The organism is Solibacillus kalamii (assembly GCF_002174535.1).
GTDB lineage: Bacteria > Bacillota > Bacilli > Bacillales_A > Planococcaceae > Solibacillus > Solibacillus silvestris.
Genome location: NZ_NHNT01000013.1, coordinates 41,868 through 57,473 on the forward strand (window position 1 = coordinate 41,868; position 15,606 = coordinate 57,473).

Sequence of the window (15,606 nt, forward strand, 5' to 3'; positions counted from 1 at the left end):
AACTATTATAGCATATCCGGCACATATGTACTAAAAACACGTCTGACAAAGCGGTGTTATTTTTCCAGTAGTTACTGCTTCTTTCCTTCATGGCGTTTTTGCAATACATCCAGCACTTCATAAACATCGACTTTTTGCTCTTGAAGAAGAACTAATAAGTGATAAAGAAGATCTGCCGATTCCCATTTCACTTCTTCTGCGTCACGGTTTTTCGCACCGATGACAACTTCTGTAGCTTCTTCGCCGACTTTTTTACAGATTTTATCGATTCCTTTATCGAATAAATACGTTGTGTACGCCCCTTCAGGCATATCGATTTCACGCTGTTTAATCACTTCTACTAGCTGCGGAAGAATCGCGACAGAACCTGGACGTTCGTTTTCTACCAAGCTTTCAGTAAAGCATGAAGTCGTTCCGTTATGACAAGCCGGGCCAGCTGGAATTACTTCAATTACGAGCGCATCCTTGTCACAGTCTGTTTTAATCGAAACTACTTTTTGCGTGTTGCCGCTCGTTGCCCCTTTATGCCAAAGCTCCTGACGAGAACGTGAATAGAACCATGTTTCATTCGTTTCAATCGTTTTTTGGAGTGACTCTTCGTTCATATAAGCTACTGTTAATACTTCTTTTGACTGTGCATCTTGTACTACGGCTGTAATTAAGCCTTGATCATTAAATTTTACGTTCATCGTACACGAACCCCTTTTTCTTTTAAGTAGCTTTTCACTTCTGCTACGCTTGTTTCTTTATAGTGGAAAATACTCGCTGCCAATGCGGCATCTGTATCAACATCTTGCAATACTGCACGGAAGTGTTCGGCATTCCCTGCTCCGCCGCTAGCGATGACAGGTACAGTTACCGCATCACGTACCGCTCTCGTTAATTCCAGGTCAAAGCCTGATTTCTCGCCGTCCTGATTCATCGAAGTAAGAAGAATTTCTCCGGCACCTAGTCGTACCGCTTCTTTCGCCCAATCGACTGCTGTCCATGTCGTTTTATTACGGCCGCCATGAGTATATACCATCCATGTGCCGTCTTCTTCGCTGTACCTCGCATCGATTGCACAAACGATACATTGTGCCCCGAAGTAATCCGCACCTTCTTTTATGAGCTGCGGGCGTTCCAGTGCAGATGTGTTGACCGATACTTTATCGGCACCTGCACGTAAAATACGCTTCATATCATCGATCGTTCGGATTCCGCCGCCTACTGTAAATGGAATCGCCAATGTTGCTGCCGTTTGACGGACAACATCGACCATCGTTTCCCGTCCTTCATGTGAAGCGGAAATATCGAGAAATACGAGCTCATCGGCGCCTTGCTCATCATAAAATTTAGCTAACTCGACAGGATCGCCTGCATCACGCAACTCTACAAACTGTACCCCTTTTACAACTCGTCCTTCTTTAACGTCAAGACATGGAATAATTCGTTTTGTTAACATACTCCCTCTTTCACTCCCTGTGTCCAAGCCGTCAATAAATACACACCAAACGGCCCTGACTTTTCTGGATGGAACTGCATACCTGTAAAATTATCTTTTGCCACGATGCCCGGTACTTGTACGTGCTCATAATCAGCTGAGGCGATCAGCTCCATCTCATCGATACCGCTCGCATAGTACGAGTGAACAAAGTAGACATGGCGTTCTTGCGGCAAGTCCTCTTTATCTAACCATTCTGGTGTTTGCTTTAATTTCAGCTCATTCCAGCCCATATGCGGAATGCGGGTAACATCAGTAAAGCGCTGAATACGTCCTTTGAAAATGCCAAGACCTTTCGTTTGCTCCACTTCATCACTTTCCTCAAACAATAGCTGCATCCCAAGGCAAATGCCAAGCAGCGGCTTTTTCGTCTTTTTAATGAAATCGATGAACCCCGTTTCTTCCAGGCGTTTCATCGCATCCGGAAATGCACCTACACCCGGCAGTACATAAGCATCCGCCGCTTCCAGCTGTTCAATATTACTTGAAACAATTACTTGTACATCCAATCGCTTTAATGCCTGCTCGACACTAAACAGATTGCCCATTCCATAATCAATTACACCTATTTTCACGTTAACAGCCCCTTTGTTGATGGCACACCTTTTACACGTGGGTCGATTTCTACCGCTGCATCCAATGCACGTGCCGTTGCTTTAAAAATCGCTTCAATAATATGGTGTGTATTATGGCCATAAGGAACGATGACATGCAGGTTAATGCGGGCTTCCAGTGCAAACTTCCATAAAAATTCATGGACGAGCTCTGTATCAAAGTTCCCTACTTTGGCATTGAGCTCCGGTGTAACGCGGTATTCCAAATGCGGGCGGTTTGAGCAGTCAACGACAACTTGTGCTAACGCGTCATCCATCGGTACAAATGCCGTACCGTAGCGTTTGATTCCTTTTTTATCGCCTAACGCTTCACGGAATGCTTGTCCTAACACAATTCCGATATCTTCTGTCGTATGGTGATCATCAATCCATGTATCCCCATCCGCCAGTATTTTGCCGTCAAACAATCCATGCTTTATAAATAAATCGAGCATATGGTCCATAAAGCCAACACCTGTTTTAATGTCGGCTTGACCTGTACCGTCCAAGTTGAGCTCTACTTTAATTTTTGTTTCATTTGTATCGCGTTCGATTTTTGAAAAACGTGTCATTATTCTTCTCCTTTATCCCAGCCGCGCGATTCTACCGCTCTTGCATGTCCTTCCAACCCTTCCAGTCGTGCAAGACGCGCAATCTTCGGCGCATTTTGTTGCCAAGTTTTTTCGCTATAATAAACAACGCTCGTGCGTTTAATAAAATCATCGACATTTAAGCCACTTGCAAAGCGCGCTGTTGAGTTTGTCGGTAATACGTGGTTCGTGCCTGCAAAGTAATCTCCTACCGGCTCCGAGCTATAGCGGCCGATAAAAATCGCACCCGCATGCGTAATCATCTCCGAAACCTTTTCAGCATTTTCCGTAATGACTTCCAAATGTTCGGGTGCCAATGAATTGACAGCACGTACCGCATCTTTAATAGATTCTGCTACGTAAATATGACCGAAGTTTTCAATCGATTTTCGAGCAATCGCCTGTCGTGGTAATTTTGACAATTGAATCTCGACTTGATCTGCCACTGCATCTGCCAAGTCATCGCTTGTTGTGATCAGGACAGCACATGCTAATGTGTCATGCTCTGCCTGTGACAGAAGGTCTGCAGCAATCTCATCAGCATAGGCACTTTCATCCGCTAAAATACAAATTTCAGATGGGCCGGCAATCATATCAATCGCCACTTCACCGAATACTTCACGCTTTGCCAATGCTACAAATATATTTCCCGGACCTGTAATTTTATCAACAGGGGCAATCGTTTCCGTTCCGTATGCTAGTGCTGCAATCGCCTGTGCACCGCCTACTTTATAAATTTCCGTCACACCTAAAATATGGGCCGCAACAAGTACAGCGTCCGGCAATTTCCCGTCATTTCCTGCAGGTGATGTAATGACAATGCGTTTCACTCCCGCAACTTGTGCCGGGATGACATTCATTAATACAGAAGATGGGTAAGCCGCAGATCCGCCAGGTACATATAACCCTACTGCATCAAGCGGTGTAATTCGTTGCCCTAAATACGAACCGTCTTCTAACGGCAACTGGAAGCCCGTACGTTTTTGTTTATTATGATAACGATAAATATTATCTGCTGCTTCTTGTAAATCGCCGTATAATTGCGGATCAAAACTTTTAACCGCTTCGATGATTTCACATTCGGCTACGCGTAAGTTTTCAGGCGCAAAACCGTCCCATTTTTCACTGTAATATTTAATCGCCGCATCACCTTTCGCACGTACATCCTGAATGACTTCACGTACCGTTTGCAGCTGTTGTTCATTGCCTTGCTCGAGTTGGCGTTTTAAAGAAATATCGTTATCCAAAATTGTTATTTTCATCTCATTGGCCCCTCTTATTTCACACATTTTTTCAAGCGTGTCACTAAATCTTGAATGCGGTCACTTTTCATGCGATAGCTTACAGGATTGGCAATTAAACGGGATGAAACTTCGGCAATATGCTCATATTCCACTAAGCCGTTTTCCTTCAATGTACGACCCGTTGAAACGATATCGACAATGCGATCTGCCAGGCCGATCATCGGTGCCAGTTCAATCGATCCGTTCAGCTCAATAATCTCAACCTGCTCGCCGATTCCTTTATAATACTTCATCGCAATATTCGGATATTTCGTCGCAATGCGCGGCGCAATCTCGTTAATTGTTGTATTTGGCAAACCTGCTGAAGCAATATAGCATTCACTAATTTTTAAATCGAGCAGCTCATGGACCGTTCGGCGTTGCTCCAGTAATACATCTTTACCCGCAATTCCGATATCTGCCACCCCATGCTCGACATAAACCGGTACGTCCATCGGTTTCGCTAAAATAAAGCTGATGTTTTCCTCAGGTATTTCAATCATGAGTTTACGCGACATTTCCACTTCTTCAGGAAGGTTAAAGCCGGCCTCAAGCAACATTTCATAAGCTTCTTCAAAAATACGGCCTTTTGGCATCGCAATTGTTAGCTGTGTCATTAATTACGCCTCCCTGCTATTGTATTCATTAATTATTTTAAAGTGTGCTTTTAATGCCTCGATATTTTCGATGCCTTCATAGGATTGGAATGTCACTTGCTTTCCTTGCGCGCGCATCTGTTGTACTGCATCCAGTGCTTCCGCAAAACGCTCTGCCGTGAACAATACAAGCACTTCATCTTTTTCGACTTTGATTTTTGGCATTGCTTCAAAGACACGGTCAACGCGTAAGCCAAAGCCTGTTGCCCCAACTTGTGAGCCAAAGTGCTGCATTAAGCCGTCATAACGTCCGCCATTTCCTAACGGGAACCCACTGCCTGAAGCAAACACTTCAAATAACATTCCTGTGTAATAACTCATATGGCTTGATAATGTAAAATCAAATGCGATGTACTCTTCATAACCGGCAGCATCCAAAATTCTTGCCAAGTTTCGCATATATTCCAGCGCATCATTTTTGCGCACATATTTTTCAATTGCTTCAATAGAAGGTAGGCTGATAGCATCTGCAATATAGGCTAACAGCGCATCGGATTTTGTTTTCGGTAAATCAAATGCCAGTACGGCTTCTTCAAACCCGACAAAATTTCGTTGAACGAGAAGATCATTTAAATCATCTGCCTGTGCATCACTTTCTGTATAGTCCTTTAAAATGCAGCTCAATACACCTGCATGTCCAATTGTTACTTTGAAATCTGTAATTTGATACGCCTTTACTAAATCAATTGCCGTCATGATGACTTCCGCATCGGCATACACAGAATTGTCGCCGATCAGTTCGATTCCCATTTGATCAAATTCAGCCGGGCGTCCCCCTTCACGCTGCTGCGCACGGAATACATTGGCAAAATAGGCAAGACGTTGCGGAATTTTCTCTTTCAGTAATTTCGAAGTCGCAACACGGGCAATCGGTGTTGTCATATCAGGTCGTAGTACAAGCGTATTCCCTTGGCTGTCCACCAATTTAAAAAGTCGGGCATCGGAAATTGCAGATGCTTTCCCGACCGTATCATAATATTCTACAGATGGTGTTTTAATTAATTCATAGCCGCGTTCACGCAGCAGTGCTCGACCTGTCGTGCGGATTAATTCTAGTTTTTCATAGATTTCCGGTAACGTATCACGCATTCCAAGTGGCTTTTCAAACATTTTAATCGATGACATTTTCACACATCCTAATTTTTATACTTGGTAAAAGTCTGTATACTACACTTTAGTATACTAGAGTGTTAAATCACTAGTGTATGAAAGTATTTTACTGCTACTTACGTTTGCAGTCAATGGATTCATACAAATATTTAGTTAATTTAATTTTCTGATATATTTTTATATTATACATCATATTTTGGCAATTTAAGTTTTCTGGTGGAAAAGACATAAAAAAATGAGCGTAAGCACATAACCAAAAAATGCTACTTTTCTTTGAAAAGAAAAATAGCATTTTTTCTGAGCGTTAAAAATTGATTTCCATTCCGGGACGCTTTCCGCGGGCGTGAGGCCAACAGGATGTTGGTCACAAAAGCATTGCCACAGGACGTGGCGTTCTTAGCTTTTGTTCCTAGTCTCAGGCGTCACGCTATTCTCGCAGGAGTCGCCCTGCCCTTCATTCCAATCAATTTTATAAAATATCCATTTCTTAATAAGGGTTTTCTTCTTAATAAACGGTATTTCTACTTATGTCCCAACCTCATTCTGCATTTAATTTTGCCAAACTGGCTTGTCATTCATTTTTCGTTCTGCCATTTGTTCCGCGGTAAAAATAATACGCATCGGGTTGCCGCCTGCCATTGCGCCAGCCGGTACGTCTTTATGAACCAATGTCGCGGCAGAAACGATTGCCCCATCTCCAATTTTCACACCCGGTAAAATGGTGGAATTTGCACCAACCATCACATTGCTGCCAATTTCGACATCACCTAGCCGGTATTCTTCAATTAAATATTCATGCGCTAAAATGGTCGTATTAAAGCCAATGATCGAATTATCACCAACTGAAATGCGTTCCGGAAACATGGAATCCGGCATTACCATCAATGCCAAGGATGTCTGCTTGCCGATTTTCATTTTTAAAAACGAGCGGTACAGCCAGTTTTTCCAGGCCATAACCGGAGTAACCCGTCCAATTTGAATAACAATAAAACATTTCATTACTTTCCAAAAGGAAACGGTATTATAAACTTTCCATAATGAATTCGCACCTTGAACTTTGTAGCGTTCTGTTCTGCGCATGCCTACTCCCCTTTCACAATTTCCAATAAATCACGCATATGATGAAGCATATAGGTTGGCTCATAGGACATTAAAGAATCGACACCTTTGGCAGACCACGCAACCCCCGCTGTTCGGACACCTGCATTTTGTCCGCCCTCAATATCATGTGAATTGTCGCCAATCATAATCGCTTCCTCTTTTTCAATACCTAGCTTTTGCAATGCTAATAGAACCGGTTCCGGATGTGGTTTCACATGCTCCACGTCATCTAACCCGACAATAACATCAAAGAACTGTTCCGCACAAAGTACTTTTAAACCACGGGCAAGACTTTCTCTGCTCTTCGTTGAAACAATCGCCATTTTGATTCCTAATTTATGGAGCTCTTCCAATGTTTCGACTACTGCATCATAGCTTGTTACTAAACGGTCGTGGTTGATGGCGTTCCACTCTTTATATTTCCCGATCATGACATCAGTTTCACCAGGTGTTAATTCGTCAAATGTCTGTTTTAATGACGGACCAATGAATCTTAGGCAGTCTTCTGTCGAATATTGCCCGGGAAATTTTTCGTCAAAAATATACATGAATGTCTGGATGATTAAATCGTTTGTATTTAATAATGTGCCGTCAAAATCAAACAGCAATGCTTTTGTTTTCATATTGAAGAATGCTCCCTTTTAAAAAACCGCTCGCACTAATGCAAACGGTGTTAAGAATATTTATTTCCCCTATTAGAGGGGGTTGATTTCAGGGAAGGACGCTTTCCGCGGATGTCGCCTCCCTCTATTCCAATCAACCAGCTTTAATATTTTTCGTTCTACTTATTTAACTTCCCAGCAGAATTATTTTTTCTTGCTCTTCATTTTATTAGTAGTATTATTTTTCTTTTTAGTCGCAGCAGGTTTTTCCTCATCTAAATAGTGGATAACCGGTTTTACTTTCATACGGCGATAAACAATGGCAATAATACCGACCGTAATACCGATGATTGAAACAACTTGAGCAGAGCGCAAATCGCCCACTAAGTATAAGCTATCTGTTCGTAAGCCTTCGATGTAGAAACGTCCGATTGAATACCAGATTAAATAGAAGAAAAACATTTCGCCGCGTCGCCAGTTTAATTTGCGGGCAAACAGCAAAATGACTAAACCGACTACATTCCATAATGATTCATACAAGAAAGTCGGATGTACATAGTTCCCATCTTCACTAATGTACATTTGTTCGATCAGCCAATTCGGTAAAAACAAGCTTTCCAAAAAGTCTCGTGATACAGGGCCGCCATAAGCTTCCTGATTCACGAAATTGCCCCATCGCCCAATAATCTGACCAACGAGAATACTTGGAGCCGCAATATCGGCCAGTTTCAAGAAGCTCACTTTGCGCTTTTTCGTAAATATGTATGCTGTAATAAACGCACCGATTAATGCACCATGAATCGCAATACCGCCATTCCAAATTTGAATGATACTACCCGGATGTTGACTATAGTAGTCCCACTTCATCACAACGTAATACACGCGGGCTGACAAGATTGAAATCGGAATCGCCCAAATGAGCAGATCGGCGAAAAACTCTGGATCTAATCCACGGCGGACCGACTCTTTTTGTGCGAGAAAATAGGCAACGACAATACCGAGTCCGATAATGATTCCGTACCAGTTCACCGGTATTGGTCCTAAGTGGAATGCCACCGGATTAATTGCTAATAAATTTGTAACCATAAACTTCTCCCTTCAACTACCTTTTAATAATCGTCTATTTCATCATTCGGAACAAGCATATCGTCCAGACGACGTGAAAATTCCTCCGCTGCATTGACTCCCATTTTCTTCAGACGGTAATTCATCGCAGCTACTTCAATAATTACAGATACATTTCGACCAGGCTGAACTGGAATTGTCAGCTTCGTTACTTCCGAATCAATAATTTTCATCTTCTCCTCATCCAGCCCTAGACGATCATAAAACTTATCCGGATCCCAATTTTCAAGCTCTATTATCAAAGTAATACGCTTGTATGGACGTACCGCACTCGCACCGAACAATGTCATAATATCAATAATACCAATACCTCGAATTTCCAGCAGATGTTCCAATAATGGAGGCGGGAAACCAACAAGCATGTTTTCGCCTTCCTGACGAATTTCCACACTATCATCTGCTACTAACCGATGCCCTTTTTTCACAAGCTCGAGTGCCGTCTCACTTTTACCGACACCACTTTTACCAATGATAAGTACACCAATTCCATAAACATCAACGAGAACCCCATGAATGGCAGTTGTTGGCGCAAGCTTGCTTTCCAAAAAGTTCGTCAACCGGCTTGAAAACCTAGTCGTCGTCAGCTTTGTCACGAGCACAGGGACATGATTTTCATTCGATGCATCAATCAGTTCCTGAGGCACGTCCAAATCACGCGAAATAATAATCGCTGGTGTTTCATCCGAACAAAGTTGCTTCATCCGGCTTCTTTTTTCCTCTTCAGGCAACATTTCGAAAAATGAGAGCTCTGTTTTACCTAACAGCTGAACACGATCAGCTGGATAATGTGTAAAATAGCCGGCCATTTCCAAACCTGGGCGGGATATATCACTCGTCGTTATGTATCGCCCAACTCCGGCTTCCCCGCTGACTAGCTCCAAATTAAACTTTTCCATAACATCTTTCGCAATTACTTGAATCATAAATTTGGTACGCTCCTATCTTCTAGCATCTCCACTGTATTTTATCATGTCTATCCCATTTCCAATATATAACGCGCTTAGTTTTTTAAATTATCAATCACATCGTTTAGCAATTCGCTGAAAAGGTAAAAAAAGATGAAGCAAAAAAGCTCCATCTTTTTTATGTATACATTACTTTAATGTTGATAAATACTCTGCAGCCGCTTCCGCTTTTTCGCCTTTTACAATCCCTGGAGGCATACGATCTTTACCATTTAAAATAATATCCAAAATCTCTTCTTCCGAGTATTTCGCCCCTAATTGATTTAATGCCGGTGCACTGCCGCCTTGTAATTGACCGCCATGGCATGTTGCGCATGATTGCTGAACGACATTTTTACCATCGATTTCAGCTGTTTCGCCGTTTGTAGCCGTATCGTCTCCACCGCATGCAGCAAGAAAAATTGCCGAGCCGAAAACTAATGTAAGAAAACTCTTTTTCATTCTGAACCCCTCCAAAAATGAACTACTATTCCACTACCCATTATAACAAACTTATACTTTTTTGAAACCTTCCCCTAGCACTTCATATGCGTCCGAAACGATGACAAATGCTTGAGGATCCACGGTTTTCAACACTTGTTTCAACCGTGTGAACTCTGTTTGATAAACTACGACCATTAAAACCGGGCGCTCCTCACCCGTATACCCGCCAAATGCCGGAAGTCTTGTAATCCCGCGATTGATCTCTTTATAAATCGCATCGCGCACTTCTGCTTCTTTTTGTGAAATAATGTAAACCATTTTAGATTGGCTAAAACCAAGCTGCACAATATCAATCGTTTTTGTCGTGACATATAGGCCGATTAACGCATACAGTCCTTTTTCAAGGTCAAATACAATTGCTGCACTTACGGCAATGAGTCCATCGATTAACAGCACGCTTGTCCCCAATGTTAAGCCTGTATACTTCGTAATAATTTGGGCAAGCAAATCCGTCCCGCCAGTTGAAGCATTCCCTTTAAAAACAAGACCTATCCCCAAACCGACAACAATCCCGCCAAAAATAGCCCCTAATAATGGATTCAGCGTCCAAGGATCCCAGCTCTCCGTTAATATAACAAAAAAAGGAAGGGCGATTGTACCAATAAAGGATTTAATCCCGAATTTTTTTCCTAGTACAAGCACGCCTGCTATAAATAAAGGAATATTGAATGCATATTGAACAATCCCGGCATTCCATCCGAACATTCCATGCAAGATCGTACTGATTCCGCTTACTCCGCCGGATGCGACTTGGTTTGGAAATAAAAACACATTAAAGCCAAACGCAATGATTGCTGCGCCGACAATGACAAATACATATTCCATTACACTGTTTTTCAGTGAACTCTGTGAGCTATATGTCATACAAATCCTCGATTCTTTTGTAAATTCCATTGAATTATAACAAATCCTACATAAAATGAGAACTTCATCAAACTAAAGAAAAAGCGCCCTACAAAAGGACGCCTTCTTTATTACTTTTTATTGGATTATTAGTGCCTCATCTACCCATGCTTTCACTTCTTCATACATCGGCAATAGCCCTTCGACCGGTATGTTTAATTTACGAGATAATGGAATAATATTTTCCCAGTCCAATTTGCTTAAAGCCGACCCAAATTGTAAATACGGCGTCATTTCCGTATGTTCACCAGAGATTGTTTCCAAAATCGTTTCCGATAGCGGCAACTGCGAAACAATTGCATTCATCGGCCGTTTTAATAAAGAATCAATCAATGAAAACAGACCAACTAAAAAATACTCCGAGAAATTCTTTTTGTAGTTACGACGGGCAACTTTCTCACAGACTTTTGCTCTGAACAACGAAGCATACATTAACTCCTGAAACACATCATTATTTCGATTCACGTCCGATTCCCGCATCGCCAGTAAATAAATCCATTTCCGCAACTCCGTTAACCCTAGTAATAATATGGCCTGTTTAATCGAGCGGACTTTCGTTTTCGAACGTCTTGATGAACCATTGATTAATTTGAGCAACCGGTATGATAATGAAATTTCCCGTTCAATATGATTCGCCAATACATCGATATTGGCCTCATCATCCCGCAACAACGAGATAATCTGAAAATATTGAAACAGATTTGCCGGTATGTCTGTCGCTGTCAGTATTTGCGGCTTTTCAAAAAAATAGCCTTGAAATAATGAATACCCCGATTGTTTAGCAATATTATACTGCTCACGCGTCTCTACTTTTTCTGCCAATAGCTTAATATGAGGAAATTTCGATTTTATTGTATTTTCAATTGCAGTTCTCTCGTGTTGACCACTATGTAAAAAATCGATTTTTATATAATCGATTTGCGGAAAGAGATCATCATAGATCAAAACTTCATCATTAATGACAAAATCATCTAGCGCAATTTTATTTCCCGCATTTTTTAATTGTTTGAGCCGTTCGATCAATTCCATTGTAATCGGAATATCTTCCAATATTTCAATGACAATTTGTTCGGGTTCAATAACGTCTATTGAATCCTGCATAATCAGGTTTTCCGTAAAGTTAATGAAAGATGGCTTTCCATTGGCCAGCTCCTTAATGCCAATCGAAAGAAATGAATTGATGATCAGCTCAACGGTTGCTTTATCTGCATCAATATTCGGAAACTGGTTGGTGTAATTATTTCGATACAACAACTCATATGCTACGATTTTTTCATGTTTGTTAAATATAGGTTGTCGCCCAACGAATACTTCCATTTTGTAATTTCCCCAATACTCGTTTATTTTCTCTCTATTTATTATGGAAATTGCTGTTATTTTACAATTTTCCAATGTACTATAAAACTAGATTAACAAAATTCAAGGAGGCAGTAAATGTGAACACTGTAAAATATGAGCAAAAAGACTTTATTGCATATGTAACACTTGATCGCCCCGATATGTTAAACGCCTTTAATTATGAAATGCTGGAACAATTACGCAATGTCATGGAATCCATTCAAATCCATCCTGACATTCGTCTTGTCATCATTACAGGTTCCGGTGATAAAGCCTTTTCAGTTGGTGCGGATTTAAAAGAACGTAAAACATTGCCCGATACACTTGTAAAACGCAACTTAAATCGATTCGGGGAAGTATTCACACTCATTGAGCAATTACCGCAACCGACGATTTGTGTATTAAACGGCTATGCCTTTGGCGGCGGACTTGAGCTTGCGCTTGCCTGTGATTTCCGTATTGCTGCTGATACCGTTTCACTCGGCTTAACGGAAACGAGCTTAGGCATCATTCCAGGTGCTGGAGGAACACAGCGACTGCCGCGCTTAATCGGCGAAGCGAAAGCATTGGAGCTCATTTTGACAGCAAAACGAATGACTGCGCATGAAGCCCTCGACTATGGGGTTATTACGAAGGTGGCACCGGTTGAAAGTTTACATGAAGTGACGGCCGACTTTGCCGCACTTATTTTACGAAATGCGCCGATTGCGATCCAGCAGGCTAAATTTGCTGTAAAACAAGGGATGAAAACCGATATTCAAACAGGTCTCCAAATTGAACGAAAAGCCTATGAACTGACAATTCCTACTGAAGACCGTATTGAAGCACTGAATGCCTTTGCTGAAAAAAGGCCACCTCAGTTTAAAGGTAGATAAACCCACTCATATAAATAGGGTGCCCGCCAATGGGACACCCTGTTTGTATTTTATAAATATTTCTCAAACCAGCCTGTAATTTGCTCAAGTCGTTCTAATCGTAAGTTCGGGATACCTGTACGTGATAAGTTATGATCACATTCAGGGAAACGGACGAAACCGACCTCTTTGCCCATGCTCTTAAGCGTAATATAAAGTTGCTCTGCCTGCTCAATCGGGCAGCGGAAATCACGTTCACTGTGTAAAATAAGCAGCGGTGTTTCCACATTAGCCGCATATTTTAATGGTGAATGGTGCCACAGTTTTTCCACATCATTCATATCTGCGAGCATTTGCCATTCCGAGAAATAATAACCGATATCCGATACACCATAGAAGCTGATCCAGTTTGAGATTGACCGTTGGGTAACAGCTGCTTTAAAGCGGTTCGTATGACCAACAACCCAATTCGTCATAAAGCCGCCATAGCTTCCGCCAGTAATCCCTAAACGCGACTCATCAATCCATGAATAATTTTCGAGTGCATAATCAACACCAGCCATTATATCTTCATAGTCTCCATCACCATAATTACCGCGCACGCCATCAACAAATTCCTGGCTGTAGCCATGACTGCCTCGTGGGTTCACATAAAGCACACCATATCCTTTCGCTGCTAATAGCTGCATCTCATGGAAAAACGTATTCGCATATAAAGTATGCGGTCCGCCGTGTACTTCAACAATTAATGGATATTTTTCCCCTTCTGTATACTGTGCAGGTTTCATAATCCAGCCATGTACAGTCAAACCGTCTTTTGATGTATACGAAATCGCTTCCGGTTCTGACAGCGTAGTCTCATTTAAAAACTTTTCGTTAAATGTTGTTAACTGCTCGCGCTCACCTGTTGTAATATCAAAGTCAAACAGCTCCCCAGGGAATGTTCCATTGGATACCGTCAATAATGCACGGTTGCCGTTTTTAAAGATTGCATAGCCATATACATGCTCATTTTCAGGTGACGCAGGATAAAGTGCGCCCTCTAACGTTGCATAATATAAGCGAATATCCCCTTGTGTAGATACTTGGAAATACAAATCATTGTTTTCCGTCCACATTACAGATGGGGCCGATACACCTTGCTGAATGTCTGCAACACCATAATCACCAACAGGCAAGTCCAGCATCTCTGTCAGCTTTTGTGTTGTTTTCGTTTCTGTATCATAAATATAGACATGGCCATGTGTTGCATTTCTGAATGTATGATCCGAACCGCCAAATGCAATATAACGGTCATCAAATGAAAAATCAGCACCACCAAAGTAGCCATCTTCCTCAATTAGTACTGTTTCTTCTTTCGTTTCTACATCTACTAGATAAAGCGGTGTACGGAATACATTATCCGTATTTTCTTCACGATTCACACCGATCACCAATGTTTTCCCGTCATGTGAAATGCCTTGTAGACTATGTGAATAATTTCCTTCTGTAAAAGTATTCACTTCTTTTGTTGCCAAGTCTACAGCAGCAATTTGTGAATAGCGGTCCTGCTTCAATAACCCGACACTATCTGCTTTGTATTTCATTTTGTCTACGACATAGGCTTTCGGGAATTTCGTATCTTCTTTTTCTTCCTCTTTCGTAATGTCCAACCCTTTTTTTACTGTGCTTGTGATCCAAATTTTCTTACCACAAGGACTCCATAAAAATGAATTGACGCCATTTGGAAGTGTCGTAATTTCCTGTGCTTCCCCGCCACGACGGTTTAATATGTATAGTTGCTGTTTTTCATTGCGTTTTACTAAAAATGCGACTTGTTTGCCGTCTGTTGACCACTGTGGGCTTGAGACACGTTCATTGCCGTAAGTCCATTGCGTTATTTCCCCTGATTCCAGGTCGATGTGGAACAGATGGGTATTGTAATTATTCTCTTTTTCATTGATTTGGGTACGAATAAATACCGCCTCTTGCTCATTTGGCGCAAGTACCGGATTTGCAATGGATTGAATTTCGAATAAGCTTTCTTTTGTCATATACTTTGTCATTAAAACACCTCTTCATTTATTTCGATTTCCGTAATAACAATGTACCATCTTTTATTTGAAATTTCAAAATATAAATATATAAGAATAAAAGTTTAAGTCCTCTTCTCATAGGGCTTCTTATTTAGTTCCGGTTTATTTTGGCGGGGAAGCCTAACTCGCATTCCGTTTTATGCGAGTTAGGCTTTGCGACGAAAGCGTAGCGACAGGAGCACCCGCATTGCGGCTTGGGACTCCCGCCAAATCAATAGTGTCCGGCTCTAAACCGTTACGCTCTATAGTCGGCGCTTACAGTGGTAGGCAATAAAAATAGTGCATGCCTCATGATGCACTATTTTTATTTGCGCCGAGGATGGTCGCAACTTGTTGCGGCCACCGCAGAAGCACATTTTTTCCGGTTCTACGCACAAAGTTCATCTTTCTTTATAAAAATCAATAGCCCTTGAAACGGTAAAAAAATAATTTCCCTTCCTTAAAA

Annotated in this window: 16 protein-coding genes; 1 reads left to right on the forward strand and 15 read right to left on the reverse strand. The window is 41.6% G+C overall.

Translation table 11 applies throughout. The features are described from left to right. Nucleotides 1-71: 71 nt before the first annotated feature. The 14 genes from hisIE to CBM15_RS16230 all read right to left on the reverse strand — a co-directional run bounded on the left by hisIE (nucleotide 72) and on the right by CBM15_RS16230 (nucleotide 12,211). Nucleotides 72-689: a bifunctional phosphoribosyl-AMP cyclohydrolase/phosphoribosyl-ATP diphosphatase HisIE gene (gene hisIE, locus CBM15_RS16165; protein WP_014822772.1), complete on the reverse strand. Its 618-nt coding sequence runs from the start codon at nucleotides 687-689 to the stop codon at nucleotides 72-74. Beyond that, nucleotides 686-1,444: an imidazole glycerol phosphate synthase subunit HisF gene (gene hisF, locus CBM15_RS16170; RefSeq protein WP_087618293.1), complete on the reverse strand. Its 759-nt coding sequence runs from the start codon at nucleotides 1,442-1,444 to the stop codon at nucleotides 686-688. Before hisF ends, hisIE begins: the two co-directional genes overlap by 4 nt. Continuing rightward, nucleotides 1,438-2,058: an imidazole glycerol phosphate synthase subunit HisH gene (hisH, locus tag CBM15_RS16175; RefSeq protein WP_008406415.1), complete on the reverse strand. Its 621-nt coding sequence runs from the start codon at nucleotides 2,056-2,058 to the stop codon at nucleotides 1,438-1,440. The genes hisF and hisH overlap by 7 nt, the downstream gene beginning before the upstream one ends. Further along, nucleotides 2,055-2,648, reverse strand: coding sequence for an imidazoleglycerol-phosphate dehydratase HisB (gene hisB / locus CBM15_RS16180; RefSeq protein WP_008406417.1), 594 nt, complete (start codon nucleotides 2,646-2,648; stop codon nucleotides 2,055-2,057). Before hisB ends, hisH begins: the two co-directional genes overlap by 4 nt. Continuing rightward, nucleotides 2,648-3,928: a histidinol dehydrogenase gene (gene hisD / locus CBM15_RS16185; RefSeq protein ID WP_087618294.1), complete on the reverse strand. Its 1,281-nt coding sequence runs from the start codon at nucleotides 3,926-3,928 to the stop codon at nucleotides 2,648-2,650. Before hisD ends, hisB begins: the two co-directional genes overlap by 1 nt. A gap of 14 nt (nucleotides 3,929-3,942) precedes the next feature. Further along, nucleotides 3,943-4,566 carry an ATP phosphoribosyltransferase gene (gene hisG, locus CBM15_RS16190; protein WP_008406420.1) on the reverse strand — a complete coding sequence of 208 codons (624 nt, stop codon included), beginning with the start codon at nucleotides 4,564-4,566 and terminating at the stop codon, nucleotides 3,943-3,945. 3 nt (nucleotides 4,567-4,569) lie between these two features. Then, nucleotides 4,570-5,730: an ATP phosphoribosyltransferase regulatory subunit gene (locus CBM15_RS16195; RefSeq protein WP_087618295.1), complete on the reverse strand. Its 1,161-nt coding sequence runs from the start codon at nucleotides 5,728-5,730 to the stop codon at nucleotides 4,570-4,572. Nucleotides 5,731-6,264: 534 nt separating this feature from the next. Next, nucleotides 6,265-6,795, reverse strand: coding sequence for an acyltransferase (locus CBM15_RS16200; protein ID WP_087618296.1), 531 nt, complete (start codon nucleotides 6,793-6,795; stop codon nucleotides 6,265-6,267). Between the two features lie 2 nt (nucleotides 6,796-6,797). Further along, nucleotides 6,798-7,439 carry a pyrophosphatase PpaX gene (ppaX, locus tag CBM15_RS16205; RefSeq protein WP_087618297.1) on the reverse strand — a complete coding sequence of 214 codons (642 nt, stop codon included), beginning with the start codon at nucleotides 7,437-7,439 and terminating at the stop codon, nucleotides 6,798-6,800. Between the two features lie 183 nt (nucleotides 7,440-7,622). Next, nucleotides 7,623-8,504 carry a prolipoprotein diacylglyceryl transferase gene (gene lgt / locus CBM15_RS16210; protein ID WP_087618298.1) on the reverse strand — a complete coding sequence of 294 codons (882 nt, stop codon included), beginning with the start codon at nucleotides 8,502-8,504 and terminating at the stop codon, nucleotides 7,623-7,625. A gap of 23 nt (nucleotides 8,505-8,527) precedes the next feature. After that, a complete protein-coding gene (hprK, locus tag CBM15_RS16215) occupies nucleotides 8,528-9,466 on the reverse strand; it encodes an HPr(Ser) kinase/phosphatase (RefSeq protein ID WP_008406426.1) in 939 nt (312 codons plus the stop codon). Nucleotides 9,467-9,637: 171 nt separating this feature from the next. Beyond that, the gene (gene cccB / locus CBM15_RS16220) at nucleotides 9,638-9,949 is read right to left on the reverse strand and encodes a cytochrome c551 (protein WP_087618299.1); all 312 of its coding nucleotides are present in this window, start codon (nucleotides 9,947-9,949) and stop codon (nucleotides 9,638-9,640) included. A gap of 51 nt (nucleotides 9,950-10,000) precedes the next feature. Beyond that, nucleotides 10,001-10,855, reverse strand: coding sequence for a YitT family protein (locus CBM15_RS16225; RefSeq protein WP_087618300.1), 855 nt, complete (start codon nucleotides 10,853-10,855; stop codon nucleotides 10,001-10,003). Between the two features lie 117 nt (nucleotides 10,856-10,972). After that, a complete protein-coding gene (locus tag CBM15_RS16230) occupies nucleotides 10,973-12,211 on the reverse strand; it encodes an EAL and HDOD domain-containing protein (protein WP_087618301.1) in 1,239 nt (412 codons plus the stop codon). Between the two features lie 119 nt (nucleotides 12,212-12,330). Between CBM15_RS16230 and CBM15_RS16235 the strand changes: the two genes are divergently transcribed. Next, the gene (locus CBM15_RS16235) at nucleotides 12,331-13,107 is read left to right on the forward strand and encodes an enoyl-CoA hydratase-related protein (protein ID WP_087618302.1); all 777 of its coding nucleotides are present in this window, start codon (nucleotides 12,331-12,333) and stop codon (nucleotides 13,105-13,107) included. Between the two features lie 50 nt (nucleotides 13,108-13,157). On the opposite strand, the gene CBM15_RS16240 is transcribed toward CBM15_RS16235, so the two are convergent. Then, a complete protein-coding gene (locus CBM15_RS16240) occupies nucleotides 13,158-15,131 on the reverse strand; it encodes a S9 family peptidase (protein WP_087618303.1) in 1,974 nt (657 codons plus the stop codon). Nucleotides 15,132-15,606 lie beyond the last annotated feature (475 nt).